Below are 24,702 nucleotides of genomic sequence, written 5' to 3'. Positions count from 1 at the left end.
TTCGACGCGAAAACTCAAACAGCGGTGGTTTCACCTTGCAGTCGTTTACTCAACCGTTCTGCGATCTTGTCTGTGATCTCAACGGTCGACAGATTGCCGCCCATGTCAGCGGTGCGCTGTGTTGGATCCGACAGTACGTCAGCGATCGCGGCGTTGAGTGCATCGGCGGCACGTCGTGTTTCGGGATGGTCCAACCATTCCAGCATCATCGCGGTTGATAGGTGCATCGCGATTGGATTGGCGATGGATTGACCGGCGATATCAGGCGCTGATCCATGTGAAGGTTGAAACACCGCGGCGTCGTCACCAATATCGCCAGATGGTGCCATCCCCATCCCACCAACCAATCCGGCTGCCAGATCAGACAGGATGTCGCCGAACATGTTCTCCGTGACCATCACGTCAAAGTCTTGCGGACGGCGGACCAAGAACAACGCTGCGGCATCGACATAGACGTGTTCGGCTTTGATGTCGAGGAACTCTTTGGCGACTTCGTCGAACACATGCCGAAAATAAACCATCGACGAAAGCACGTTGGCTTTGTCGATCAATGTGACGGTCTTCTTTCCATCTCGGCGACGTGCGGTCTCGAACGCCAATCGGCAAACTCGCTCGGATGCCGAACGAGTGATCCGCAACAAGTTGGTCGCTTCATCGGCTTCCAAATCGGCAATCGCATCGCGACCGTAGAACAGCCCTTCGGTGCTTTCGCGAACGAGCACGAAGTCGATCTCGCCAGGGCCGTGGCCCTTCAGTGGCGTGTCCGCTTCGTGATAAAGACGGATCGGGCGAACTCCCCCGTACAACTGCAGTCTTTCACGAAGGTCGAGTTGCGGTGCAATCTCTTTGCCGTTGGGATAACGAACGTTTGGCAGCCCCATCGCACCTAGCAGAACCGCGTCGGAGGCCAAGCAAGCATCGTAGGCGGACTGCGGCAACGCTTCGCCGGACCGTTGATACTCACCAACACCGACGCTATGACGATCAAGCTGGAACTCGACACCATCCAAGTGCGGCTGCATGATCTCCAGCAGACGAACCGATTGGTCACAAACTTCGGGGCCGATACCATCGCCACCTAAGATGACGAGATGAAAGGATTGGGGCATGGGTGATGGTGCGAGAAAGAATGGGCGACTGGAAAATCACAACGCACGGTGAGTCGAAAACGTCGCTCACCTACGATCGAATCGCAGAGCGATACGGAACGGTCGAGAACGACTGGATGCACTCCTTCGCGTGTCCTCAACGGCGCACATTACACCACAACAGAAACGAATTCGACAGAGGACAGCCAACATTCTTGCGCCTCGCTCTATACACTCACTGGTTGTGGAAGCCAGAAACGCGATTGCAAAAGGAATGGATGTGTCGACTCGAATCAAACTTCTCGCGACCTGTGTGACATTTGCATGTTGCATCGTCGCTATCGTCCCAACTGTTTTCGCTCAGCGACCTCGTTTGGCCGTGCTGACAGATATCGGAGGCGACCCGGACGATCAGCAATCGATGATCCGTTTGCTGGTCTATTCCAACGAGTTCGAAATCGAGGCTCTGATAGCGAGCGCATCAGGAACTCGCGGTGAGTTGAAAGAGTCCGTGACTCGGCCCGACCTGATTCACGAGCTCATCGACGCATACGAAACCGTTCTTCCAAATCTGAAACAGCACGCCGAAGGGTGGCCACAACCGGAAGCACTTCGCAGCGTCGTTGTGTCAGGCAATCCGCATCGCGAACGGCCACATATAGGCCAGGGGCATGACACGGACGGATCGCGATTGTTGATTCAACGCATTGACGCTGGTACCCCAAAGTCTCCGCTTTGCATCACATTGTGGGGTGGGCAAACGGACTTGGCTCAAGCCTTGTATAGCGTAAAATCAGAACGTGACGCGGAGGGCTTTGCCGAATTCTTGAGCAAGTTTCGTGTCTATGACATTGCTGACCAAGACGGAATCGCAGACTGGATGGGTCAGGAGTTTCCTGGGATGAACTATGTTCTGTCCGCCGCCAGGCCAAAGAGCGATAAACGCATCGCGAATTTTCGCGGTATGTATCTGACAGGAGACGTCAGTACGACCAGTCGCGAATGGATTGATTCCAACGTTCGGCAGATGGGGCCGCTGGGATCGCTTTATCCCATGAAGACATGGACCGCGCCCAATCCTCAAGGATGTTTGAAGGAAGGCGACACGCCCTCGTGGTTCTTCTTCCTGCCGCACGGAGGCAACGATCCAAACGATCCAACTCAACCAGGTTGGGGCGGCGTGTTCGAAAAACAAGCCAACGGTTGGTATCGCGACCGCGCTGCTTCGTCATCTTACGATCCGCGAACGTCCGTTAGTCGTTGGCGACCTGAGTTCCAAGCGGACTTCGCCAAACGAATGCGTTGGTGTTTACCATCAGACGAGTGAGGCATCAAAGGCTTCGCACGTCGTTTCAGCACAAAGACTTAGACGCGATGGTTTGGCCGAATTGAGAATGACATCACCCGATTCGGTACGCTTCGGAAAGTTTCGCGAAGGATGCAACTTGGGCACTGATCCAAGCTTCGTCGCGATCCGATTCGGAAGCCATCAGCCTTGCCACGGTCTCGGAGATTGCGATCGCAGCAGCCGAATTCAAAAACAGGCAACGAGTTCGTCTCGCAAGCACATCTTCGACGGTCCTTGCCATTTCATAGCGGGTCGCCCAGATCACTTCGGCACCGGTGATTGAGAGCTCATGGTGCAAAGGTGATGCCCACTCCACGTGTTCACGCTCGAGACTTTCGATCTCGGACAAATCCGATCCATAGTGCCCTCGTCCCGATCCTGCGACGGTGTTGGTGGAACCGGAATTTGGATCGTAGCCGTGCAGATGCAGTGTCTCCGTTCGGCAGGCGTTGGCCTTCAATGGATTTGCGGAATTCTTAGTCGAAGCGAGCGCGCGATCCACGCAATCCTCCGCCATTTTGCGAACCGTCGTCCACTTGCCTCCGGTAATCGTGATCAATCCAGAGTCAGATAGACGAATGGTATGATCACGAGAAAGCGAAGCCGTCCGAGACGATTTGTCTCCTTTGACGAGAGGTCGAATCCCCGTGAAAACGCTGAGAACGTCCGACCGGGTTGGAGCCTCCACCAAGTACTCCTTTGCCGTTTCGAGTAGAAACTCAATTTCACCGGCTTGCGGTTTTGGTTCTAAAGAAACGTTCTCGATGGCGGTGTCGGTCGTTCCAACGACAGCGTGGTTGTGCCACGGAATGATGAACAAGACACGTCCATCGGATGTTTTAGGAACGATCATCGCAATGTCGCCAGGAAAGAATCGCCTTGGCAAGACAATGTGCACGCCTTGGCTGGCCGCCAGCATTTTCTCAGCAGCGGGTTCATCCATCATACGGACCGCATCGCAGAATGGACCGGCGGCATTGATGACTCGCCGAGCCATGATGGAATGCGTTTCGCCCGTCTCACGGTCTTCTGCCACGACGCCATCGATATCGCCGCGGGCATCCTTCGACAAATCGGTGACGGCGAAGTAGTTCAGCAAACAAGCCCCCTGTTCATCCGCGGTTCTTGCCATACTGATCAACAACCGTGTGTCATCGAATTGCCCATCGTGATAAATGACTCCGCCGTTGGCCTTTTCGGTTTTGATCGTAGGGACTCTCTCAAGCGACTCCTTCTGATTGATTGCGTGAGATCGTCCGAATCGATTTCCGGTCGCCAAAAAGTCGTAGACCTTCAAACCAATCGCGTAGTACATCCGTTCCCATCGAGATTGACAGGGAATCAGGAACGGCATGTCATGAACCAATTGCGGCGCGTTATTGCGAAGCAACGTGCGTTCCTTCAATGCATCTCGCACCAAGGTGATGTTGCCTTGCTGAAGATACCGAACACCACCGTGAACCAGCTTGGTGCTACGACTGGACGTTCCCTTTCCGAAGTCAGCTTGTTCGAGCAACAAGCAGTCCAGTCCGCGACTGGCGGCATCCATCGCGATTCCGACGCCGGTCGCACCGCCACCAATGATGACGATGTCCCAAGGTTCGGAACGTTCTTTGAGTTTCGTCAGTGATCGTTGACGTTGCATGGTCAGATAGGGTGAAAAATAGACTAAGGGGAAAAGGGGGAAGCGATCGGACGAAGGTCGTCAGGTCAATCAGCGGAAGCTTCCTGTTCCACCCATTGCTTGGATCGTTCCAACGCCGCCGCCCAGCGTCGCCTGCGTCGAGCAACTTCTTCGGCGGGCATTTGAGGTTCGAAGACGCGGTCGGTTTCCCAAATTCGTTCGATGTCCGCGCTGTCTTTCCAAAATCCCGTTGCCAGCCCAGCGACGTAAGCCGCACCCGCCGCGGTCGTCTCGATGACTTTTGGCCGGACGACGCGAGCGCCGATGATGTCGGCTTGGAACTGCATCAGCAGATCATTGGCGGCCGCTCCGCCGTCAACGCGTAGTTCTTCAATCGCCACACCGGAATCTTTTCGCATCGCGTCCAACACGTCCGCCACTTGGAATGCGATGCCTTCTAGAGCAGCCCGTGCGATGTGGGCTTTCGTCGTACCGCGAGTCAGCCCCACGAGTATCCCGCGAGCGTACGCGTCCCAGTGCGGTGCACCCAACCCCGCGAACGCCGGGACGAGGTAAACGCCGTCGGTGTCATCGACGCTGGCGGCGAGCGATTCGACTTCCGAGGACGACTGGATGATCCCCAAACCGTCTCGCAACCACTGCACAATCGCTCCGGCAATGAAGATGCTACCTTCATACGCGTATTCGCGTTTGCCGCCGTCCCAACACGCGACCGTGGTCAGCAACCGCGAAGGCGACGCGGCGGCTTCTTCGCCGATGTTCATCAGCATGAAGCAACCGGTTCCGTAAGTGTTCTTGGCCATACCAGGCTGCGTGCAATTCTGGCCGAACAAAGCCGATTGTTGGTCGCCAGCGGCTCCGCCCAACGGAATTGATTTTCCGAACAAGCTCGATTCGGTCTCGCCGTAGATGTGACTGGATGGATGAACCGATGGAAGAACTTCTTTTGGAACCTTAAAAAGTGCCAGCAATTCGTCGTCCCACTGCCCGGTATGAATGTTCCATAGCATCGTGCGAGACGCATTGGTCACGTCGGTCGCATGAAGTTTGCCGCCGGTGAGATTCCAAAACAGCCAGCTGTCGATTGTCCCAAATGCCAACTCGCCGTTTTCCGCTCGCTCTCTAGCTCCTGCAACATTGTCCAGAATCCATCGCAGCTTCGTCGCACAAAAATAGGCGTCGATGATCAGTCCGGTCTTCTTTTGCACGCAATCAGAATGGCCAGCGTTCCGAAGAGCATCACAATCCGATGCCGTCCGGCGGTCTTGCCAGACGATTGCGTTGTGAATCGGCTCACCAGTCGCTCGATCCCAGACCAAAGTGGTCTCACGTTGATTGGTGATGCCGATGGCTTCAATGTCCGACACGTCCATGTCGTGCTGCTTCAAAACATCGCGCGCGACCGCCAACTGAGTCGTCCAAATTTCGGTCGCGTCGTGTTCCACCCAACCTGGTTTTGGATAGTGTTGTGTGAATTCCTTTTGCGACACGCCGATGATTGATCCATCGTGAGCGAAAAGGATTGCGCGAGAACTCGTTGTTCCTTGATCAAGTGCCAAAATTGCCTTCACCGAAAGTCTCCGCCTGGGTGTTCGTTTGTGATCAATGCTGAAGTGGTCCCTCATTCTATCAGTGCGGTTGATAGCAGGTTCTCGAAAAGGTCGCCGAAACCGCCATGTATGCAAATGAACTTTGGATCAGATCGCCCGCAATCGACCGTGGAAGCTTGCGGTCGCCGGTGGCAAGAATCGAATGAATTGCCACCGGTTCCACACCCGATGCCGATTCGTGTTCGTTAGACTAGAGGGTGGTATCGAATTCGCGGGCTCAAGTGGACCGAGGTGTGACGATGTCGAAGATCCAACAAATGGCGGAATCAATTTTGCCCGCGGCTTGGTTTGTCCGCGTTCGAGACTCATCGAAACGTTGGATGATTCGATGTCCGCAGTGCCAACGTGAACAGTCCGTTTGGGACGTTGGCGGCATCCGCTGTGGAGCCGCGTCGGTCGGGAAACGGATCCAGGCTCACTGCGAGTTTTGCGGGCGTGTCACCGCGAAAATGTATTACCGGAATGACGAGTGACACTTCAGGTTCAGCGAACGCCTAACAGCCTGTTGATTTAGTCGTATATCGAGTGACAACAATTAGCCGATGGGCGTTAGCCCCGGTTGGCGTCTGACTAACCGCCGCTAACGCGGTACGGCTCATTAAATCAACAGCCCGCTAAGCACGTGAGCGGGAGTCATTGGGCTTGATCACCTTGCGGCGTCTCTCCGAGACGCTGTCATTTGCGAGTCTCAGAGGGACTTGCCTACGTAAGGTTCTAACCGATCATTTCCGGCGACCTGCTTAGTCGACACTCTCGGCCAAGTCGTTGGCTCGTAGTTCCGCGAGTTTGCTTTTCAAGATTAGCTTCATTGCCGCAACGATGGATTGGTGTTCTGCGGAAGTGGCTAGGTTGGTGAATTGCTTTGGATCGGATTCCATGTCGAACAATTCCATCCCACCTGACGCATCTTCTTTGTATTGAATGTAGGCCCATCGATCAGTTCGGATCAAAAATCCCTTTCTCATGGGGGCGACGCTGAACGCGAATTCGTGAACGGTGTGGTTCGGATCATCGAGCATCTTGGAAATGTCCGTTCCCTGCACATGCTCGGGCACATTGATTCCGCATAGGTTGCCGATGGTGGGATACAAATCCAACATCTCCACCAAGCTGTTGCAAACGCCAGGTGCCTTGCCGGGCACTTTGATGATCAATGGGACCTGAGACGACTCATCTCGCAGAGAGACCTTGGCCCAGAAATCGTGTTCGCCAAGGTGATATCCGTGGTCGCTGGTGAATACCACGATTGTGTTGTCAGCCTTTCCCGATTCGCGAAGAGCGGTCATGACTTTGCCGACTTGCGCGTCCATGTAAGCGACCGACGCGTAGTAGCCACCGATGGCTTTGCGTTGTCGACGCAGGTCCATCTTCATGTTCATGCTTGTTTTGTAATTGATGCCAAGTTTAGGAATGTCGTTCCAGTCACCTTCCACACGCTCAGGCAACGAAAGTTTGCTGAATGGTTTGAAGGGCTCGAAATAGTGTGCCGGGGAGACAAACGGAACGTGAGGCCGCACAAAACCAACGCCAAGCCAAAACGGCTGCTCACGTTTTTCGCGAATCAAATCGCTTGCTTTGGCAGCCGTCTTTCCATCGGAATGAACTTCGTCGCCTCCTTCGGCTTCCACCACGACAAAGGTGTTGCCTCCGACCACCGGACGTGAGCCATCAGGGTTCCCTTCCAACGTTTCACCAACACCCGCAGCCTTCCATTCCGGTCCGGGACTGTTGAAACGTTCAACCCAAGACAAAGGATCATCTGCACCATCGCCACCTGTCTCGATCCCCCCTGGCACACCCATGTGATAGATCTTGCTGACGCGAGCCGTGTAATAGCCGGCATCTTTGAACGCTTGCGGCCATGTTTGCCGATCGCCGATTTGGGGACGCGGACTCTTGTATCCAAGCACTCCAGTCGCGTGCGGGTAATAGCCCGACAAGAAGGATGCCCGGGATGGTCCGCAATACGTCGCTTGGCAATAGGCTCGCGTGAACCGCATGCCTTCGGCGGCCAACGCGTCGATGTTCGGCGTTTGGCAGACATCGTTGCCGTAACACGAAAGTGCGGTCGACGTTAGGTCGTCGGAAATGATGAACAGCACATTCATCGACTCCTTCGCCGCGACGGGAACGCTTATCGCACAAAGGATTGGTAGAAGCATCCAGGGACGCATGAAGGGATCTCGGCAATGAGGACATAAAAGCGATTGGTATCGCGATTGTAAGCCGAGTCACCCAGTGACGCACGCAACCAGACCGGTGACCTACCCGAGCGGAAGCGAGATTCCGATGAAGGTGTTAGGTGGGCGAGCAAAGCCCACGGTAGTATTCAATGCTTTGGCGTAACCCTTCGGTCATGTCGACCGTTGGTTCAAAACCGAGGCGAGATCGGATTTGGTTTGTATCTGCCAATGAGTCTCGCACGTCGCCGGCACGCGGTGGCTCGTGAATTGGTTGAATGTCACCCTCTAGCAGTTCACGTAGAGTGTCGAGCAACTCCAGCAACGTGGTTCGCTGTCCTCGGCCGACATTGAAGATTCCGCCGGCCGCGTCAGCAACAGTTGCCGCCAACATGTTCGCATTGGCAACATCACGAACAAACACAAAATCGCGAGATTGCTGACCGTCGCCGTAAATGACAGGGCGTTCGCCGCTGAGAATCATCGAGACAAAACGAGGGATCACAGCGCTGTACTCGCTCTTCGGGTCTTGCCGCGGACCAAAGACGTTGAAGTATCGCAACACGACGGTCTCGATTGGAAACTCACGTTGAAAGACTTGGCAGTAGTTCTCGGAGGACAACTTCGCGGCAGCGTATGGCGACAATGGCGCGGGCATATCGTCTTCGCGTTTGGCAACATACGGTGAGTTGCCATAAACGGCGCTGGTAGACGACAAAACGAAACGCTTCACACCCGCGGCAGAACCGGCGGCCAGCAACTCAACGGTGCTGGTGGTGGTCCAGTCATGGCACATGCCGGGCTCTCGCATGCTGCGCGGCACACTGGCCATCGCTGCGAAGTGAAAAATGTGGTCCACGCCTTCCACTGACCGTTGCACACACGCCCGGTCTGCGGCGTCACCTTCGACAAAGGTCAGACGATCCCGTTGCGGACCTTCCAAAAATGGCGTCAGGTTATGCTTGAATCCGGTGCTGAGGTTGTCCAACGCGACCACTTCCGCTCCGGCATCGAGCAACCGCTCAACCATTTGCGAACCGATGAATCCCGCGGCGCCAGTGACCAAACAACGCGTGCCAGCAATTTGAGCAACGGCGGACTCGAGCGATGATGACATGTAATTCGATTGGATGCATTGTGATTCGAAGCGGCATCCGGCCTGAATGGAATGAACTCGATCCTCGAGCCAATGTGTCACGCTTGGCTTGCGGTTGCGGACGTTCCTCAACAGCAACTCAAACGCGTCATCTGCACCTGATCGTTACGATCTAGCCCTGCAAGTTCAACCCGCCGCCATCGGAAAGAGCGTTTGCGACTCTCTTGTTGGCAATCGCCTTGTCGCCTTCACGGGCACAGACCATTCGCCAGGTTTCCGCTTCCGTTTCAAGAACCAAGCGAATCTCATCGATCATGGTCGAGTCGCCGTTTGCTTCGGCGGCGATCAGATGCTGGCACAAAAATACGTACAAATCGGCGACGGTGCGACAGACATCGACCGAGCTGTCGGTGACGCCTGACAAGAGTTCCGAAAGCAGTTCGAGCAGCTTGAGCGAGTACTCGTTTGTTCCTCGCTTGCCTGGCTGAGTCTTCCAGTGATTGGCCAAGTGCCGAGAAACCTCGACGGCTCGTTCGATCAACATGAGTCGCAGTCGGGCGGGTGAAGCGGTCTTCACCATCGATTCCAGGTAGGCGTCTCCGCTTCGACGACCGAAGTTTTCAATGCCTTCACTCAGGCTGCCTGGTTCACCGGGACGAGGCATCGACTGAGAGGATGCACTATTGGGCGAAGCCTGGGAATCACTGCTGGTCGAAGCGTTGTCGTCCCCAACGAAGGTCATCGGCGGAGGAACGAAAGAATCAGCCGTGTTGTACATCGGGTTTCCGGTAGCGGGAGTTGGAAACGAGCTTGCGGGCCGAGGCCAGCATGCAGCGCATAGTTGTATCGACGTTCGCAACTCTTTTCTTCATCGAAAGAGTTGTCGGCTGGACAAGTTGCACGCTTCCGTTTGAACGATTCGGCATGAGTGTCGACGAATCGATCGTTCGCCCAAATGATTGTTCGCAACGCAAACCAGCTAGGTTAAGATGCGCGACACTGAGAGGCGAAGCCCGGAAAAAGGCGCCAGATCGTTGCAGTTTATCAAGGCAACGCTTGCGTAACCGGAACACATGCTCGAGCGGAACATAGGGGCGCTCAAAGTTGTTGTCTTCCGATCAGTGCGGGCGGCGGATCATCAAACGAAAAAAGCAGCAGCAAGCCGGAGCTCACTGCTGCTTTTCAATATGCACTTTGGATTCAGGCGGCCGTTAGGGTGGCCGCACTGAATCGATTTTGGATTAACCCAACAACGACAAAACGTTTCGTGGGTTTTGGTTGGCCAGCGACAGCACGTTGGTACCGGACTGAACGAGGATCTGAGCACGAGTCAGGTTGGCCGACTCTTGAGCAAAGTCAGCGTCACGGATCGAGCTTTCAGCTTCTTGCAGGTTGGCTTTGGTTTCGTTGAGCGATACCAAGTTGCTTTCCAGCGTCGTGCTTTGGAACGATCCCAGACGACCACGCAGTCCAACCACTTTGCCGATCACTTCGTCGATGACCTTGGCGGCACCTTCGACGTCGTTGGTCAGGCTCTTCGCTTGGCCACTGCCCAGTTCGTACAAACGACCTGATGCACCACCCAATTGACCGGTCGAAACGCTGCCGATACCCAAGCTAGCTTGCTGGGTGCTGGTCACGTCTGGGCCGAGTTGGAACGTTGCTCCACCACCGGTGATGCTGAAGCTGAAGTTCGTGCTGCTGCCGTCGTCAACCGTCAAGCTCAAGTCGAGCGAACTGGTGTTGATCGAAAGGCTGTTACCAGAGCCGTTTGCTTCGACGCCGTTCACTGTTGCAACGATATCGGCACCCGTTGAACGAGTGTTGTCCAAGCTGCCTTTGAACGTTCCACCAGCACCTTCGCTGATGACGTCAATGTCGACCAAAGCGTCGCTTCCGAAACCAGTCGAGCTGAATTCCAGAGCGCCCGTTGCATCGGCTGACACACCGGTGCTGTCTGATACCAAGTTGACGGCTGCTGCGATTTGATCTTTGGTGGTGCCTGCACCGAAGTTGAACGTTTCCGCTCCGTTTTCGCCGCTCAGCTGGAACACTAAGTCTGCGTTGAGCACCTCACCACCGGTGTTGCCGGTCGAACCGACGGCTGGCAGGTCGGCCGTATCGATGGTGAATTCGCCATACTCGGTAACCTTTCCGGCTGCCGGTGTCGCACCAGTTCCATCAGCCACCTCAGCATCGAATTCCGTCGTTCCTGCATTGATCGCAGCGGCAATGGCGGCCAGATTGTTTTCGCCAGCACCAGTACCAATTGTGACCGTCAACGCTTTTTGATCGGCATCGTAGCTTGCGGTGGTCGCTGCGGCGTCACCAGCGACGTAGTTGATTTGAACGTTGTTGAAGTCTCCGCCCGAGTCCGCTGCGGTGATGGACAAGCCGGCACCTTCGATTGCGGTTGCATCAGTAGCGGCTGATGCGTTCACATCGGCAACCGTTCCTGTTTCTTCAGCGTACACGCCTGACACACCGTTCAGTGCAGTAACAACCGATGCACCCGTTACAGTTGCGGCCGCGTCGACGGAGATGGTCAAAACGCCATCAGTGATCGAAGCCGACGTTGCTGAAGATGCACCGCCGTCGATGACCTCAACGCTATCGAATTGGCCTTCGATCGTCAGGTTGTTGGTCGCATCACCAAGGGTGACCGAGTTGATTCCAGCTGGGGTAGTTGCTGTCGCTTGAGCAGCAGCGCTGAAACCTGAATCAGCTGCGGTTGCTGTCGCTTGCGTTGCAGCTGAATTGATGACGACTTCAACGTCGATTTTTCCTGTTTTTCCCAAGTTGGCTTGGTCAATCGAGATGTCGCTGATGCTGCTGACGCCGCTGGCGGTGCTAACGAAGTCTTGCGAACCGTCGAGCAACTTACGACCTTGGAAAGTCGTTGTTTGTGAGATTCGGTTGATGGCTTCGAGCGAGCTGTCGATCTGCAACTGGTTAGCAGCGATTTCCTCTTTGCTCAATGCACCCGAGTTGGCGGCTTCGACCACCAAACCGCGGACGTCGTTGAGCAAGTTGCTGACTTGGCCCAGAGCACTGTCAGCGGTGCTGATGATTTGGCTGGCACGTTGCGTGTTGCTGATCGATTTGGTCAAACCGGTGATTTCGCCACGAAGAGCTTCGCTGGCCAGCAAACCGGCGGGGTCGTCGCTACCGGAGTTGATCCGAAGACCAGTGCTCAATCGCGTCAAAGATTGTTGCAAGTCATTGTTGCTGCTTTGGAGGCGGTTCTGTGCAACCAAAGAAGAAACGTTGGTGTTGATCCGAGTCATGTTATTATTCCCAAAGATGGGTTGATGTTGAGTAGAAGGGGTCAACCAGTTGGGTGCCGAAGCGTCGGAATGACCCTGGACGTAAAGCGCATGGCTCTGCGTCCACCTCAACCATGGAACGCGTTCTTGCGCCGTGCGTTGGCTGCAACCCCAAATTCATTGCGGCGATGGGATTTCCTGAGACAGCTTCCGGCACAACCGGAACAATCCGCGGAGCTCGTCATGGAAGGCAGCCAGACGCTGCGATATCATGCAGGTGACAGGCGAGATATCTCGGCCTCCTCGAATCAATCGATTCAATTGAATTCTGAAACCTTTTGGCGAACTTTTCTATGACCGTCCAAATGCAACTCGCTCGGATCATCATTTCCGAGCTAACCGATAACCAAGTGATTTATCTCAAGGAAGTCGACGGGACGCGTCAATTCCCGATCATGATCGGAATCTTTGAAGCTACCAACATCGATCGCCGAGTCAAAAATGACTACGTTCCGCCGCGTCCGCTGACACATGATCTGATCGTCAACGTTGCCGAATCGTTGGACGCGACGATTGAACAAGTCGTGATCAGCGACCTGTCCGAACACACATATTTCGCGCAACTGCATCTGCGAACCAGCAGCGGTGAGCTGATCGAAGTTGACGCTCGGCCGAGCGACGCGATCGCGGTGGCGGTCACCTTTGACCCACCTCTCCCGATCTTTGTGTCTGAAGAAGTCCTTAGCGGAGCGACCGGAACAAGCGACGATTGATTGACGATGGCGTGGTAAGTCCGTCACTGTCTTTGGCTGCATTTGCCTGCTCCTTGAACGACCGATTGAGGCCCCTCTGTTGGAAACATTCACATCCATTGATGCCATGCGAGCGTGGTGCCGCGAAAAGTCTCGTGGGGGCAACACGATTGGCTTGGTTCCCACGATGGGAGCCTTGCACGAAGGACACCTGTCTTTGGTTCACGCCGCGAAAAAGGACTGCGATCATTGTGTTACGTCGATCTTTGTGAACCCGACACAGTTCGCTGCTAACGAAGATCTCGATCAGTATCCCCGCCCGATCGAAGACGACCTCGCGATGCTTCGTGACGCGGGTGTTGAAGCGGTGTTCATGCCAACCGCCGATGAAATGTATCCGGGTGGACCACAAACGCACGCCACTTCGGTGCATCCATCCGCGGTCGCGTTCCCTCTCGAAGGAGTTCACCGTCCTGAACATTTTGTGGGTGTTGCGACGGTGGTGATGAAGCTCTTCCAAGCCGCACCATCTGATCGAGCCTTTTTTGGCCGCAAGGACCTTCAACAGCTTTGTGTCATCGAACACATGGTGCGTGATTTGAACTTGCCGATTGAAATCGTTCCCTGCGACATCGTTCGAGAGCCCGATGGTTTGGCGATGAGCAGCCGCAATCGCTATCTGTCGGATGATCAACGACAGCGAGCACTTTGCATCAGCAAGTCGCTCAACCAAGTCGAACAAGCGTTTCTTGAAGGCAACCACGACCCGAAGCAACTCGAGTCAATCATGGCCGACCACTTGTCCCCTTGTGACAGCGTCGACTACGCGGTCGTGGTCGATCGCCAAACATTGCTACCGATTTCAGAAATCACGCAGAACGCGGTTGCTCTGGTTGCGGTGAGGGTCGGCGTGACGAGATTGATCGACAATCGTGAATTGATCGTCGCGTGAAATTGAAATCGACTGAGCAACGGTAGCTGAACCGCCGTCGCAACAAACGACAATCCGCGTAACAGGCACCTTCCGAATGGTCGCCCCGACACTGCGCGGTGAGCGGACATTTCTGTCGTCAATTAGCGAGTCAGCACGAAGCCGGCGGGTAGAATTGAAAGCTTCTTGCTGGACGATTCCACTTCGCCGATGCCCATGGCGCCGACCCACGAAAATCGGCGTGAACGCCCGTGCGGCGAACCTAAATTGGCACCGTCCAGCCAGCTCCTTTGATTTTCAACCGACAACGGTTTCTGCGAACGGCTCGATCAATGATTCAACGTATTTTGGTGACAGGTGGTGCGGGATTTCTAGGCTCGCATCTTTGCGAACGCTTGGTCAGCGACGGTCACGATGTGATCTGCTTGGACAACTTTTTCACCAGCCAGAAAACCAATGTCGTTCACCTGCTCGACAAACCCAATTTTGAATTGATCCGACACGACATCACGCTGCCGATCCATTTAGAAGTCGACCAGATCTACAACATGGCCTGCCCGGCCGCACCGGGTCACTACCAGTTCAATCCCATCAAAACGATCAAGACCAGCGTGATGGGATCGATCAATATGCTGGGCATCGCCAAACGATGCGGTGCACGGATCCTGCAGGCTAGCACCAGCGAAGTGTATGGCGATCCGGAGCAGCACCCGCAAACGGAATCGTATCGCGGAAGCGTCAATCCGATCGGTATTCGAGCCTGTTACGACGAAGGAAAACGCGTCGCCGAAACTTTATTCATGGACTATCACCGTAGCAACAACGTGGATGTCCGAATCGTTCGCATCTTCAATACCTACGGGCCGCGGATGCATCCATTTGACGGACGTGTCGTTGCCAACTTCATCCGCCAGGCATTAGCCGGTGATGACATCACCATCTTCGGTGACGGCTCGCAGACCCGTTCGTTTTGTTACCGAGACGATTTGGTCGAAGTCATTATCCGAATGATGAACTGCGACGGTTTCATAGGCCCGGTCAACATTGGGAATCCGCACGAGTTCACGATCCGCCAGCTCGCTGAAAAGACGATCGAACTGACGGGATCGAGCAGCAAGCTTATCGAGGCTCCACTGCCGGCTGACGATCCAACTCGTCGTCGTCCCGACATCGCACTCGCAAAAGAAAAGCTGGACTGGGAACCAAAGATCGAACTGGAGCAAGGACTCAAGCATACGATCGATTGGTTCAAGACGATCAACTTGGGCGACTACCGTCCGCCAACACCAAACTTCAGTTGAAAAGCGAACAAGCTTAAAAAAGATTCGCGGGTTCGGCTCGAATCAGCTTTCGAATCGCAATGAGACCGGCTGCATTGCACATCAGCAGCGACAACACGGCGACCAAGACCAGCCATGTCAGCGTCATGCGAATAGGAACGCCGGCGAGCGCCGACGTGATCGCATAAAGTGCGAGTGCGGCGATTACCGAAGGCGGGAACGCGATTGTTGCGAGCAAGGTGGACTGGGTTAAAAGCGTTCGGATCAAAAAGCCAGTTCCATAACCCATCGCCTTTAGCGTTGCGTACTCGCTCAAGTGTGCTTGCACGTCCGAGGCAAGGATCATGTAACTGATCACGCCTCCCACGACGACGGCCAATGCGACTCCCATCGCGAAAATCATTCCGATGGGAGTTTGGGTGTACCAACGCCACACTTCGGCTTTTTTCGCATCTTCGATGGTCAGGGTGGAAGCATGTGACGCGGGACCAGCCAACGCATTCAGCCGACCCGCAACCATGTGACGTCCCCGTTCGTTGCTGACACCATCGGTCAATCGAATCAGCAATAGCGAAACTTCGTCATCGCTGCTCCCCGGCACCAGCTTGCGAAACGTTTCGCGAGAACATAAGAGCGCGCCATTTGCCGCTAGCCCAGTTCCCATCTTGAACGTCCCCACGATCTTGGCGGGGGTGCCAAAGACGCTCGCGACGGTTCCGATATCATCCGAACCGAACTTCACGCCGTTCTTGGGGCCAAAGTCCGTTTTCGTAGCGTCATCGACAAGGACCGCTCCCTCGACCAATAGCTGACGCCGGACTTCTCGGGTCAGCTCTGGCAATTCAAACGCAGGATCGTTCAGATCGATCCCCATCACAGCGATCGCCCGCGGATCTTGGTTGGTTGGGTTGGTCCATTGAGTCACGCCAATGTCCAGCGGCACGACCTGGTCGACTTCGTCAATCGAGTTCAACCAGGGACGCAGATCGTTTCGAATCTTTGACGCGTCGTAAACGTGCAAGTAATCGGGTGATCGAACCAAAACGTCGCATGGCATCCGGTCCAGCAACACTGTTGCGGTATCGCCAACGCTCCCCAGAAACCCAAGCTGCATGAACATCAACAGAATCGCGAAACCGATTCCGCAGATGGAAACAACCGTTCGAACCCACATGTGGCTTAGGTTCGACCATGCCAAGGACGTCCGAACGACGCTTCGGCGTTGACGTGACTTCTCGGCGGTTTTGCCGCTGGGCTTCTGACCTGGGCTGGTCGTCATGGCTTCGCTGCCGAAGCCACTTTGGCGGATTCCTTCGAGCCGCCTGCTTTGATTTCCACGTCCACCTGAAGCTCGATCAAACGGCTGGCACTGGTCGAATCATCTGAATCGATCGCAATGACCACATCGGCGGAGTATCGATCGACGGCAGCCATTGGGTAGGGGCTTGCCAGCGTCGGGGCCGCGATCAATGACTGAATGCGTTGCACTTTGCCTCGCAACGGTTCGCGAAGTGCTGGTGAAGTGATCGTTGCAGTTTGCCCGACTTCGACACGTGAAAGATCAGCAACGTTCACTTCGGCGACGCAGACCATGTTGGACGTGTCTGCCATGTGCATCAAAGCGGAGACGCCCGTCGCGGTACCGATGGTCGCATCGACTCGCAACACTCGACCTTTGGTTGGTGCAACCAATCGCGACGTTGCAACGTTGAACTTCAGCAGTTCGATTTGTTGTTTCAACGATTCCAGGGACGCGGATTGTTCGGCGGCGATCAAAGAGAGCTCAGTCGCCCGAATTTCTTGCTCGGCCGAGTCGACCGCGAAGCGTCCTTCGTCAATTGCTTCCTGAGCGTCGCGCAGAGCCGATTCGTATCGTGCCTGCGACTCGCTGACTTTGAGTGCTTCGGTATCGAGTGCGTTTTCAGATACCAATCTTTGCCGCGCCGGGTCTCGCGATGCGGATTCCAATTGCCTCAATCGGCGTTGTCCCAAATCCGCAGCTTGCTTGAGCAGATTCAGTTCGCCACCATCGGCTTTCGAATCTTTGAAACGCTTTTGAGCATCCGACAGCTTGGATTCAGCTTGCTTCAGTGACGAGCGAGCGACTTGCAGTTTGGCTTCGCCCGCGGCGCGTTCGGCAGCGATGCGTCGTTTGGCTTCGTCGAGTTTGGTTTGAGCGATACTCAACTCGAGTTGTCGAGCAGGCAGGCTTTCCAAATCCATCAGCACGGTGCCTGCTGCGACGTCTTGGCCCGGTTCGACGTAGATCTTCGAAACCCGGTCGCCGGGGGCAGCCATGACGGCCAAGATTCCGCCCCGTGGTTCGAGCGTGCCGAGCGCCATGACCCGCTGCAATGCCACCGTTTGTGCTGGCTTGGACGGATCAACTGTTTGAGTTGGGCTGGACGCCGATCGCCAATCACATCCCGAACCGATCGCAAAAAAACCGATTGCGAGTGAGAGCGGCAAACGGATCATGCCTTGTTGGATCGAACCGGCTGAGATCGGCTGCTTGGCTTGGGGCACGACGAACAACTGCAAAAACGAGGTGACACGAATTCGGGACAAGTTGCTAAGGTAACGTTTTTCCGCTCCGCCGGGCCATCGCGATCAAAGGGTCTGGCACGCAAAATGTCCTGAAAATTCGCGTGAAATTACCTTTTCGAAACGACAATCGTCCCGACCAGAACGGCGCTCGGTCATCCGCTTCGCGCGGGATCACGCCCGAGATCGCCTTGGATGGGTCCGCCGCAATCGACGTTCGCGGCGTGAATCACTACTACGGGACCGGTGACGCGCGAAAACAGGTGCTTCACGACAACCATCTGCAGGTTCAACCCGGCGAAATTGTCATCATGACCGGGCAATCCGGTTCTGGCAAAACAACTTTATTGACGTTGATCGGCACTTTGCGTCGCGTTCAAGAGGGCCAATTGAACGTGCTCGGCCAACCGCTTCACAATTTGTCTCAAACCAACATCGGGGCGCTTCGCAAAAGGTTGGGCTTCATTTTCCAAGCCCACAACTTGTTCGGTTCGCTCACCGCGATGCAGAACGTTCGCATGGCGTTGGAACTGCAACCGAATCGCACTTCTCGCCGGGAAGAGAACGAACGTTGTGCGAAAATGCTCACCGAAGTCGGCTTGGGTGAACGAATTCAATACAAACCCGGTGGGTTGTCTGGTGGCCAAAAACAACGGGTCGCGGTTGCACGAGGGCTCGTGCATCAACCGGATATTTTGTTGGCCGACGAACCGACCGCGGCTTTGGATGAAGAGTCCGGACGGCAAGTCGTGACGCTGTTCCAGCGTGAGGCTCGCGAACGTGGTGTTGCGATTGTAATTGTGACTCACGACAACCGCATTTTGGATGTCGCGGACCGAATCGTCAAAATGGACTTTGGCAAAATCGCTCGCGACACCAATTTGAACGAAGCCGCCGTGCTTGGCGAAATGCTTTCCCAATGCAGTGTGTTCTCAGGTGTCGCGATCAGTACATTGACCGAACTGTCACGCAGCATGACGAGAACGACGCATGGCCCCGGCGACCGAATCGTGACGTACGGCGACGTCGGCGATCGTTTCTACTTGATTCGCGAAGGCACCGTTTCGGTCAAACAGCCCACCCAACCTGGCGGCAACGATTTTCGCGAAGTGGCACAACTGGGCGAAGGTGCCTACTTCGGCGAAACCGCGTTGTTGACCGGGGAACCTCGGAACGCACATGTGGACGCCACCACCGAAACGGTCACCTACAGCCTTGACGCCCCCACCTTCTCGGACGTCATGAGCCAACGCAAATCCATCGATGAAGAAGTGCGTAGCTCACTCTTTGCTGAGTGATGCGGTGTAGGTGATCTCGTTTCGTACGCTGGAAAGCGTTCCAACATTGCCGGTCGAACCGAACATCGGCGAGTCGATCAGTACCCGCGTTCCCGAGGATCGGTCAGACCGTCTGCCAAGCGACGCAGTGCTTCGGTTTCGATCTGACGCACACGTTCCCGAGTCAATCCGAGCTCCGCGCCGATTTCCTTCAGCGTCATCGGCTCGACACCGCCCAGCCCGAATCGCAGCTTCAAAACTGTCGATTCGCGTTCTTCCAGATCGCCCAACAGACTCATCGCATGTTTGAGGATGTCGTGATCGAGCATCTCCTCATCAGGTGCTTTCAATCGCTCATCCTGCACCATGTCACCCAACGACCAACCTGCTTCGGTTTGGTCGCTTTGCGGCGTCGAGTTGTTGATCTTGATTGCCTTGCGAATGATCGGCAATTTCTTTTTGGGCAGTCCCAACACCCGGGCGACTTCTTCGTTGGTCGGCGTTCGGCCCAGCTCTTCGTTCAACCGTGCGGTCGCTCGACGCCACTTGCTCAACAACTCAACCATGTACGCGGGGATACGAATGGTTTTGGCTGAATTGATCAACGCTCGTTTGATGGATTGCTTGATCCAGTAACTTGCATAGGTGCTGAACCGAGTGCCGTGAATCGGATCGAAACCTTCGACTGCCCGCAGCAAGCCCAGGTTGCCTTCTTCGATCAGGTCTTGCAGTCCGAGCCCTTTGCCGGTGTAGCCCCGCGAGATGTTCACGACCAACCGCAGGTTCGCTCGAACCATTTGGTCGCGAGCCATCACATCGCCTTGGGCGATCCTGGCGGCGAGTTCAAGCTCTTCCTCGGCGGACAACAACGGAGTTTCGTTGATTTCGCGGAGGTAAGTTTCCAAAGGCGACTGAGCCGCTTCACTTCGGCGGGTCGGCGTTTTGCGTCGACTCTTTTTCAGCAGCGTGAGTTCGTCCTGCTCAAGAGATTCGGAGAAAGTCATCGGTGGCGATCCGGTCGGGAAAGGGAGGTGGTTCCGACAAATCACGAGTCGATGCATCACCGCGACGATTTCGTCTCGATCCAACACGTGTTCAGTGGCGTTCAGCGGCAATGGGAGGAGCCAACGAACGGAGCACGTGGAATCAAACGACGGGACCGCCATTCAAATTGTGATGCCAACAACGACGCGGGGAGAGATCGGTCGGGAGTTGATCACAAATGGTTTCGACCAATTCCAACCCCAAAAAACACCGCTTGTTAAAACGTTCTGCTTGTGTCGATTGAAACGATGTGTGCAACAATTCGGTGGCAAGTGGTTGCGACAATCATTCGGGAAGCTGGCAAAGTGTCTGATGGCGAAGACGAAGGATTGCGGGCAACCAGCCACGCATGAACGGTGGAGAATTCAGCCAAGTGCTGAGAGAACACTTCAATCCGCAGCGCTGTCGGTCGACGATGAATTCCCGTCGGGCCACGAGCATATAGACCTCAGGTCGAATCCGGGGCATTCATTCGCAATAAGCCTAACGCGGACTCATGCACCGCCTTCCTTTGATCTTTCACTTGAACACCCAATTCGACTCGCCAGACGAGGCAATTGGTTGGCGAGATAGGGTGAACATGACGGTAGCAAGGCGTTCCCGATCGAATTACTTTGGTCACAGAGACGGAAACGTCGCCGGTATTCTTGACGAAGGGACTCGAAAATGCCAGCATCTGCGGCGTTATCTTGCCTACCTGTTGTCCCTTTCTCTCACCCTACGCACGATTCGTCAGCTCCGCGAACGCTACTTTGCCCCGTTTGGTCCAGCTCTGCTGAAAGATTCAGTCGAGTTGGCAAGCTCATTCAGCTTGAACTTCACCACCGGCATTCAACCTAGTCGGATCTCAAAGCCGCTCGCATGGTTCGCTGACAAATTCGGTTGCCGGAGATCCCTATGGAATACGCTCGCGGAAAATTGATGGTCGCTAGCTTTTTAACGCTAGTTGCCTCTGGAATTGGTTTTGCAACTCGGACCGCCGCGGGTGGACCATGGGAACGTGAATTCAACCTTGGTGGTGGCGAATTTGGTGCCATCCTTGGCGCAGGGTTCTTAGGCTTCGGTCTGATGATCTTCTTCGGCGGTATTTTGGTCGAGAAGTTTGGCTACAAAAAACTCTTGACGATCGCTTTTCTGCTTCACTTGGTGAGTGCCGGAATGTTGTTCGCTGCCAACCCCTTGTTCGCAGGATGGCAAGAAACAGATCCTGAGAATGCGACGAGCAATGTGTTCTCCGTGCTCTTTTGGAGTGCGTTTGTCTTTTCAATCTGTCAGGGGCTCTACGAGGCGGTGATCAATCCGTTGATCGCTCAGCTGTACCCTGAGAACAAGACTCACTACTTGAACATTCTGCACGCGGGTTGGCCTGCCGGAATGATCCTTGGCGGCATCTTCGCTGCCTGTTTTATCGGCGAGAATGCCTGGATCACCGAACTGCCTTGGCAATACGGATTGGCCAGTTTCTCGATTGTTGTAATCGCTTACGGCGTCATGGCACTGCCTGAGAAGTTCCCAGAGACCGTTGGCGAAACAGCCGGCTCGTTTGCAACTATTTTTTCCTGCTTCGCATCGATCCCATTCTTGGTCCTGATCGTGTTGCACGGTTTGATCGGTTACATGGAGTTGGGTGTTGACTCTTGGATGACGAAGTTGATGGAAAACTTGCTTCCAAACTCGATCATCATTCTGGTCTACACATCATTCTTGATGTTTGTGCTTCGTTTCTTTGCAGGACCAATTGTCCATCGCGTCAATCCAATTGGATTGTTGCTTGGTAGTTCGGTGATCTCTTGCTTAGGGCTGCTTTGGTTGGGATCACCAATCCAAAGCGTTGCCATGATTTTCGTGGCCGCAACGTTCTACTCCTTTGGCAAAGCGTTCTTGTGGCCAACCATGTTGGGCGTTGCCGGTGAGCGCTATCCGCAAAGCGGTTCGGTCGCCATGGGGGCGTTGGGAGCCGTCGGAATGATTTGCGTCGGACAAATCGCTGGGCCACGTATCGGTGCTCAGCAAGGATACGAGCTATCCCAGCACTTGGAGGAATCCGCCCCGGAAACCTACGCTCGATACGAAGGCTCCGAGCCGACTTCGAGTTGGGGTTACGAGTACACGCCGCTCGATGCCGCGAAACTCAATGCTGCCAATGGCATCGAGGTTGACTCAGGAACCGTCGAGACCGCCGCAATCGAAGAAGCGAAGCTGATCCCAGAAGAAGAAAAGCCAGCGTTGATTGCGAACGCCGCGACCGATGTCCCCGCAGTACAGGCGTCGTATCTGTTCGGCGGCCGCCGGGCTTTGACTTTGACAGCCTACATTCCTGGAATGATGGCCATCGGATTCTTGGGGCTGTTGATCTACTTCCGAAGCATCGGCGGATACAAAGTCCTCCGATTCGATGAAGAACTCGGAAAGGCGGTCCCGATCGAAGGACACGGTCACGGCGAATCTGAATCTGATGTCGTTGATTCTGAAGCCGCAACGAGCTTCTAGTACGGTTGATCAACTGATTGACAATCACCAAACTCGCGGGCGGAACTCTGATTCCGTCCGCGTTTTTTTGTTGGACAACCAGCACAGGTGATTGTCCACGATTGCCCCTTTTCATTCGAAAGTGACGTATGTCAGTCGAGATCACTGCGGTCTACCAAGGTCAACTTCATTGCGAAGCGACTCACGGGCCGAGCGGCACCAAATTGGTCACCGACGCCCCAACTGACAACGGCGGTCGAGGGTCCTCGTTTTCGCCGTCCGATCTGGTGGCGACCGCTCTGGGAACCTGCGTGATGACAATCATGGGATTGGTAGCTGATCGACACGACCTGGACTTGAGTGGGACCACCATTCGCGTCGAAAAGGAAATGGCCAGCACCCCCGTTCGGCGAATCGCGAGCTTGAAAACGAAGGTCTCCTTCCCCTCTGGGTTGGATTTGCAACCTGAGATGCGAGATCGACTGGTCGCTGCGGCGCGGAAGTGCCCCGTTCATCAAAGTTTGCATCCAGACATTGATGCACCAATCGACTTTGTCGACCTAGATTGACAGGCACGGTCTGGTTTCACTCCATCGCTCGGATCATACTGCTGCCACCCGCTTGTCCCGTTTCTCTTGTTTTGACCGATTTCTTTCATGAACCGCAGTGACATCGTGATCACCGGCGTCGGCGTGGTCTCATCAATCGGTTTGGGGCGAGAAGCCTTCACGGAATCTCTGCTCAACGGGGACAGCGGCGTCATCGAACTGGTCGACTCCACCGTCGGCGATCGAAATGCGACGGCGCGATACAAGTTTGTTCAGGGATCCTCCGGCGACACGGAGCAAGAGTCACCGGTGGAAATCGGTGCGCCGATCACGGACTTTGATCCAAAGCTGTTCGTAAAACCGCGAAAAGCTCTGAAGGTGATGTGTCGCGAAATCCAAACATCTTTCGCGGCCTCGCAAATGGCGATCGAGGATGCTGGACTGTCCTCGTTGTTGCCTGCCGAACCTGCAGACCAAGCCAAGGTATCCGGGCGCATCGTAGTGGATCGGATCGGAACCGTCTTCGGCAGCGAAATGTTGTATGGCGATCCGGAAGAATTGGCGGATGCTTTTGCCGCTTGCAAAACCGAAGAGAACGAAATCGATCGATCAAAATTCGGCAACGCGGCGATGCGTTCGATCACGCCGCTGTGGATGCTGAAGTACCTACCCAACATGCCGGCGTGTCACGTTGGAATTGCAGTCAATTCACACGGCCCCAACAACACGTTGACCGTCGGCGATGTGTCCGGTCCCAATGCGGTGTTGGAAGCATGCGGCTATCTGCGACGCGGAATCGCGGACATCATGGTCGCTGCTGCAGCGGGTTCGCGAATGAATACGACTCGAACCATGTTCACCGAAGATCAACCACTGACCGGTGCGTCGGCATCCGTTGAGCGTAGCAGCCGACCTCATGCGAAAGACGCCAAAGGAATCGTGCGAGGCGAAGGCGCGGCTTGCGTGATTTTGGAAACCGTCGAATCCGCTGAACAAGGAAAACGTACGCCAATCGCGAAAGTCGTGGGAATGGCGTCGCGGTTCGTGCCGTCCGCCGCATTCGCGGAGGGACGATTCACCAGTTCGTCCGAAGAGAACGCTGGGCGGGGATCAGCCGCCGCAATCGAGGCGGCCATCGCGGGCGCATTGTCTGATGCTGGATTGAGCTCCGATGACATTGGATTGGTGGTGGGGCACGGTATGGGCGACCCGGTCATTGACGCTCAAGAAGCCAGAGCGATTGCGAAAGCTTTGCCGGGTGTTCCGTTGACTTTGCCGATTGGGTTACTGGGCCATACGGGCGCAGCGACGGGAATGTTGGGGCTAACCGCCGCGGTCGTTGCGGCTCAGCGAGGCACAGCACCGCCTGTCGCCCACGCGGCGGATTGTCCAGAGACGCTGAATGTTGTTCAGGAATCTGCGCCACTCAAGCAACCTTACGTCATCGCGCTGTCTCACACCTCACACGGTTCGGCAACGGCTGTCATCGTTTCTGCGACTTGAGGAAAACTGCATCAGTCGTTGTGATTTCGACAAACGGGTCACGCGTCGGCTTTGCTCCGGGACTTGAGACCAATCTTCTAACTTTCTGGTCGAGCCCACTGGATCCCAGCCGAAGTCAACT

The 24,702-nt window shown here is 55.2% G+C and carries 19 protein-coding genes; 9 read left to right on the top strand and 10 right to left on the bottom strand.

Annotated features, from left to right (window positions below; translation table 11 throughout):
- Nucleotides 1-14 precede the first annotated feature (14 nt).
- Nucleotides 15-1,109, bottom strand: coding sequence for an isocitrate/isopropylmalate dehydrogenase family protein (locus RB_RS07435; protein ID WP_011119542.1), 1,095 nt, complete (start codon nucleotides 1,107-1,109; stop codon nucleotides 15-17).
- Between the two features lie 253 nt (nucleotides 1,110-1,362).
- Here RB_RS07435 and RB_RS07430 point away from each other — a divergent pair, with 253 nt between their 5' ends.
- The gene (locus tag RB_RS07430) at nucleotides 1,363-2,415 is read left to right on the top strand and encodes a DUF1593 domain-containing protein (protein ID WP_231846301.1); all 1,053 of its coding nucleotides are present in this window, start codon (nucleotides 1,363-1,365) and stop codon (nucleotides 2,413-2,415) included.
- Nucleotides 2,416-2,488: 73 nt separating this feature from the next.
- On the opposite strand, the gene RB_RS07425 is transcribed toward RB_RS07430, so the two are convergent.
- Nucleotides 2,489-4,081 carry a glycerol-3-phosphate dehydrogenase/oxidase gene (locus tag RB_RS07425; RefSeq protein WP_011119539.1) on the bottom strand — a complete coding sequence of 531 codons (1,593 nt, stop codon included), beginning with the start codon at nucleotides 4,079-4,081 and terminating at the stop codon, nucleotides 2,489-2,491.
- A gap of 65 nt (nucleotides 4,082-4,146) precedes the next feature.
- The gene (gene glpK, locus RB_RS07420; protein WP_164921670.1) at nucleotides 4,147-5,652 is read right to left on the bottom strand and encodes a glycerol kinase GlpK; all 1,506 of its coding nucleotides are present in this window, start codon (nucleotides 5,650-5,652) and stop codon (nucleotides 4,147-4,149) included.
- A 278-nt stretch (nucleotides 5,653-5,930) separates the two neighbouring features.
- On the opposite strand from glpK, the gene RB_RS07415 reads away from it, so the two are divergent.
- The gene (locus RB_RS07415) at nucleotides 5,931-6,164 is read left to right on the top strand and encodes a hypothetical protein (RefSeq protein WP_231846300.1); all 234 of its coding nucleotides are present in this window, start codon (nucleotides 5,931-5,933) and stop codon (nucleotides 6,162-6,164) included.
- A 267-nt stretch (nucleotides 6,165-6,431) separates the two neighbouring features.
- Here RB_RS07415 and RB_RS07405 read toward each other — a convergent pair whose 3' ends face one another.
- The 4 genes from RB_RS07405 to RB_RS07385 all read right to left on the bottom strand — a co-directional run bounded on the left by RB_RS07405 (nucleotide 6,432) and on the right by RB_RS07385 (nucleotide 12,254).
- Nucleotides 6,432-7,865: a sulfatase gene (locus RB_RS07405; protein ID WP_011119535.1), complete on the bottom strand. Its 1,434-nt coding sequence runs from the start codon at nucleotides 7,863-7,865 to the stop codon at nucleotides 6,432-6,434.
- A 124-nt stretch (nucleotides 7,866-7,989) separates the two neighbouring features.
- Nucleotides 7,990-8,988 carry an SDR family oxidoreductase gene (locus RB_RS07400; RefSeq protein WP_164921669.1) on the bottom strand — a complete coding sequence of 333 codons (999 nt, stop codon included), beginning with the start codon at nucleotides 8,986-8,988 and terminating at the stop codon, nucleotides 7,990-7,992.
- 151 nt (nucleotides 8,989-9,139) lie between these two features.
- A complete protein-coding gene (locus RB_RS07395) occupies nucleotides 9,140-9,631 on the bottom strand; it encodes a flagellar export chaperone FliS (protein WP_011119532.1) in 492 nt (163 codons plus the stop codon).
- Between the two features lie 577 nt (nucleotides 9,632-10,208).
- Entirely contained in the window at nucleotides 10,209-12,254 is a 2,046-nt protein-coding gene (locus RB_RS07385; protein ID WP_164921668.1) for a flagellin N-terminal helical domain-containing protein, read from the bottom strand.
- Nucleotides 12,255-12,586: 332 nt separating this feature from the next.
- Here RB_RS07385 and RB_RS07375 point away from each other — a divergent pair, with 332 nt between their 5' ends.
- The 3 genes from RB_RS07375 (at nucleotide 12,587) to RB_RS07365 (ending at nucleotide 15,217) form a co-directional block, all read left to right on the top strand.
- The gene (locus RB_RS07375; protein WP_007328635.1) at nucleotides 12,587-13,006 is read left to right on the top strand and encodes a bifunctional nuclease family protein; all 420 of its coding nucleotides are present in this window, start codon (nucleotides 12,587-12,589) and stop codon (nucleotides 13,004-13,006) included.
- 79 nt (nucleotides 13,007-13,085) lie between these two features.
- Nucleotides 13,086-13,937 carry a pantoate--beta-alanine ligase gene (gene panC, locus RB_RS07370; RefSeq protein WP_011119525.1) on the top strand — a complete coding sequence of 284 codons (852 nt, stop codon included), beginning with the start codon at nucleotides 13,086-13,088 and terminating at the stop codon, nucleotides 13,935-13,937.
- A 311-nt stretch (nucleotides 13,938-14,248) separates the two neighbouring features.
- On the top strand, nucleotides 14,249-15,217 hold the full coding sequence (locus tag RB_RS07365; RefSeq protein WP_164921666.1) for a UDP-glucuronic acid decarboxylase family protein: 969 nt from the start codon (nucleotides 14,249-14,251) through the stop codon (nucleotides 15,215-15,217).
- A gap of 13 nt (nucleotides 15,218-15,230) precedes the next feature.
- Here the strand turns inward: RB_RS07365 and RB_RS07360 are convergent, their stop codons facing one another.
- Nucleotides 15,231-16,475 (bottom strand): FtsX-like permease family protein, encoded by a 1,245-nt coding sequence (locus tag RB_RS07360; RefSeq protein WP_011119522.1) that lies wholly within the window; start codon nucleotides 16,473-16,475, stop codon nucleotides 15,231-15,233.
- Nucleotides 16,472-17,737: an ABC exporter membrane fusion protein gene (locus tag RB_RS07355; protein WP_164922768.1), complete on the bottom strand. Its 1,266-nt coding sequence runs from the start codon at nucleotides 17,735-17,737 to the stop codon at nucleotides 16,472-16,474. Before RB_RS07355 ends, RB_RS07360 begins: the two co-directional genes overlap by 4 nt.
- 107 nt (nucleotides 17,738-17,844) lie before the next feature.
- Between RB_RS07355 and RB_RS07350 the strand changes: the two genes are divergently transcribed.
- Nucleotides 17,845-19,038, top strand: coding sequence for an ATP-binding cassette domain-containing protein (locus RB_RS07350; protein ID WP_011119520.1), 1,194 nt, complete (start codon nucleotides 17,845-17,847; stop codon nucleotides 19,036-19,038).
- A 77-nt stretch (nucleotides 19,039-19,115) separates the two neighbouring features.
- Here RB_RS07350 and RB_RS07345 read toward each other — a convergent pair whose 3' ends face one another.
- Nucleotides 19,116-20,108, bottom strand: a complete 993-nt coding sequence (locus tag RB_RS07345) for a sigma-70 family RNA polymerase sigma factor (RefSeq protein WP_007328629.1) — start codon at nucleotides 20,106-20,108, stop codon at nucleotides 19,116-19,118.
- Nucleotides 20,109-20,958: 850 nt separating this feature from the next.
- Between RB_RS07345 and RB_RS07340 the strand changes: the two genes are divergently transcribed.
- The 3 genes from RB_RS07340 (at nucleotide 20,959) to RB_RS07330 (ending at nucleotide 24,581) form a co-directional block, all read left to right on the top strand.
- Nucleotides 20,959-22,551, top strand: a complete 1,593-nt coding sequence (locus tag RB_RS07340; RefSeq protein ID WP_164921665.1) for an MFS transporter — start codon at nucleotides 20,959-20,961, stop codon at nucleotides 22,549-22,551.
- 128 nt (nucleotides 22,552-22,679) lie between these two features.
- Complete coding sequence (locus RB_RS07335) at nucleotides 22,680-23,099, top strand: OsmC family protein (RefSeq protein WP_011119515.1); 420 nt, start codon at nucleotides 22,680-22,682, stop codon at nucleotides 23,097-23,099.
- Between the two features lie 87 nt (nucleotides 23,100-23,186).
- Nucleotides 23,187-24,581 carry a beta-ketoacyl-[acyl-carrier-protein] synthase family protein gene (locus RB_RS07330; RefSeq protein WP_011119514.1) on the top strand — a complete coding sequence of 465 codons (1,395 nt, stop codon included), beginning with the start codon at nucleotides 23,187-23,189 and terminating at the stop codon, nucleotides 24,579-24,581.
- The last annotated feature ends 121 nt before the right edge of the window (nucleotides 24,582-24,702 follow it).

The organism is Rhodopirellula baltica SH 1, from assembly GCF_000196115.1.
In the GTDB taxonomy this organism is placed as follows: Bacteria; Planctomycetota; Planctomycetia; order Pirellulales; family Pirellulaceae; genus Rhodopirellula; species Rhodopirellula baltica.
The sequence above is the reverse complement of the archived record's forward strand: the minus strand, read 5'-3'. Positions and strand labels throughout refer to the sequence as shown.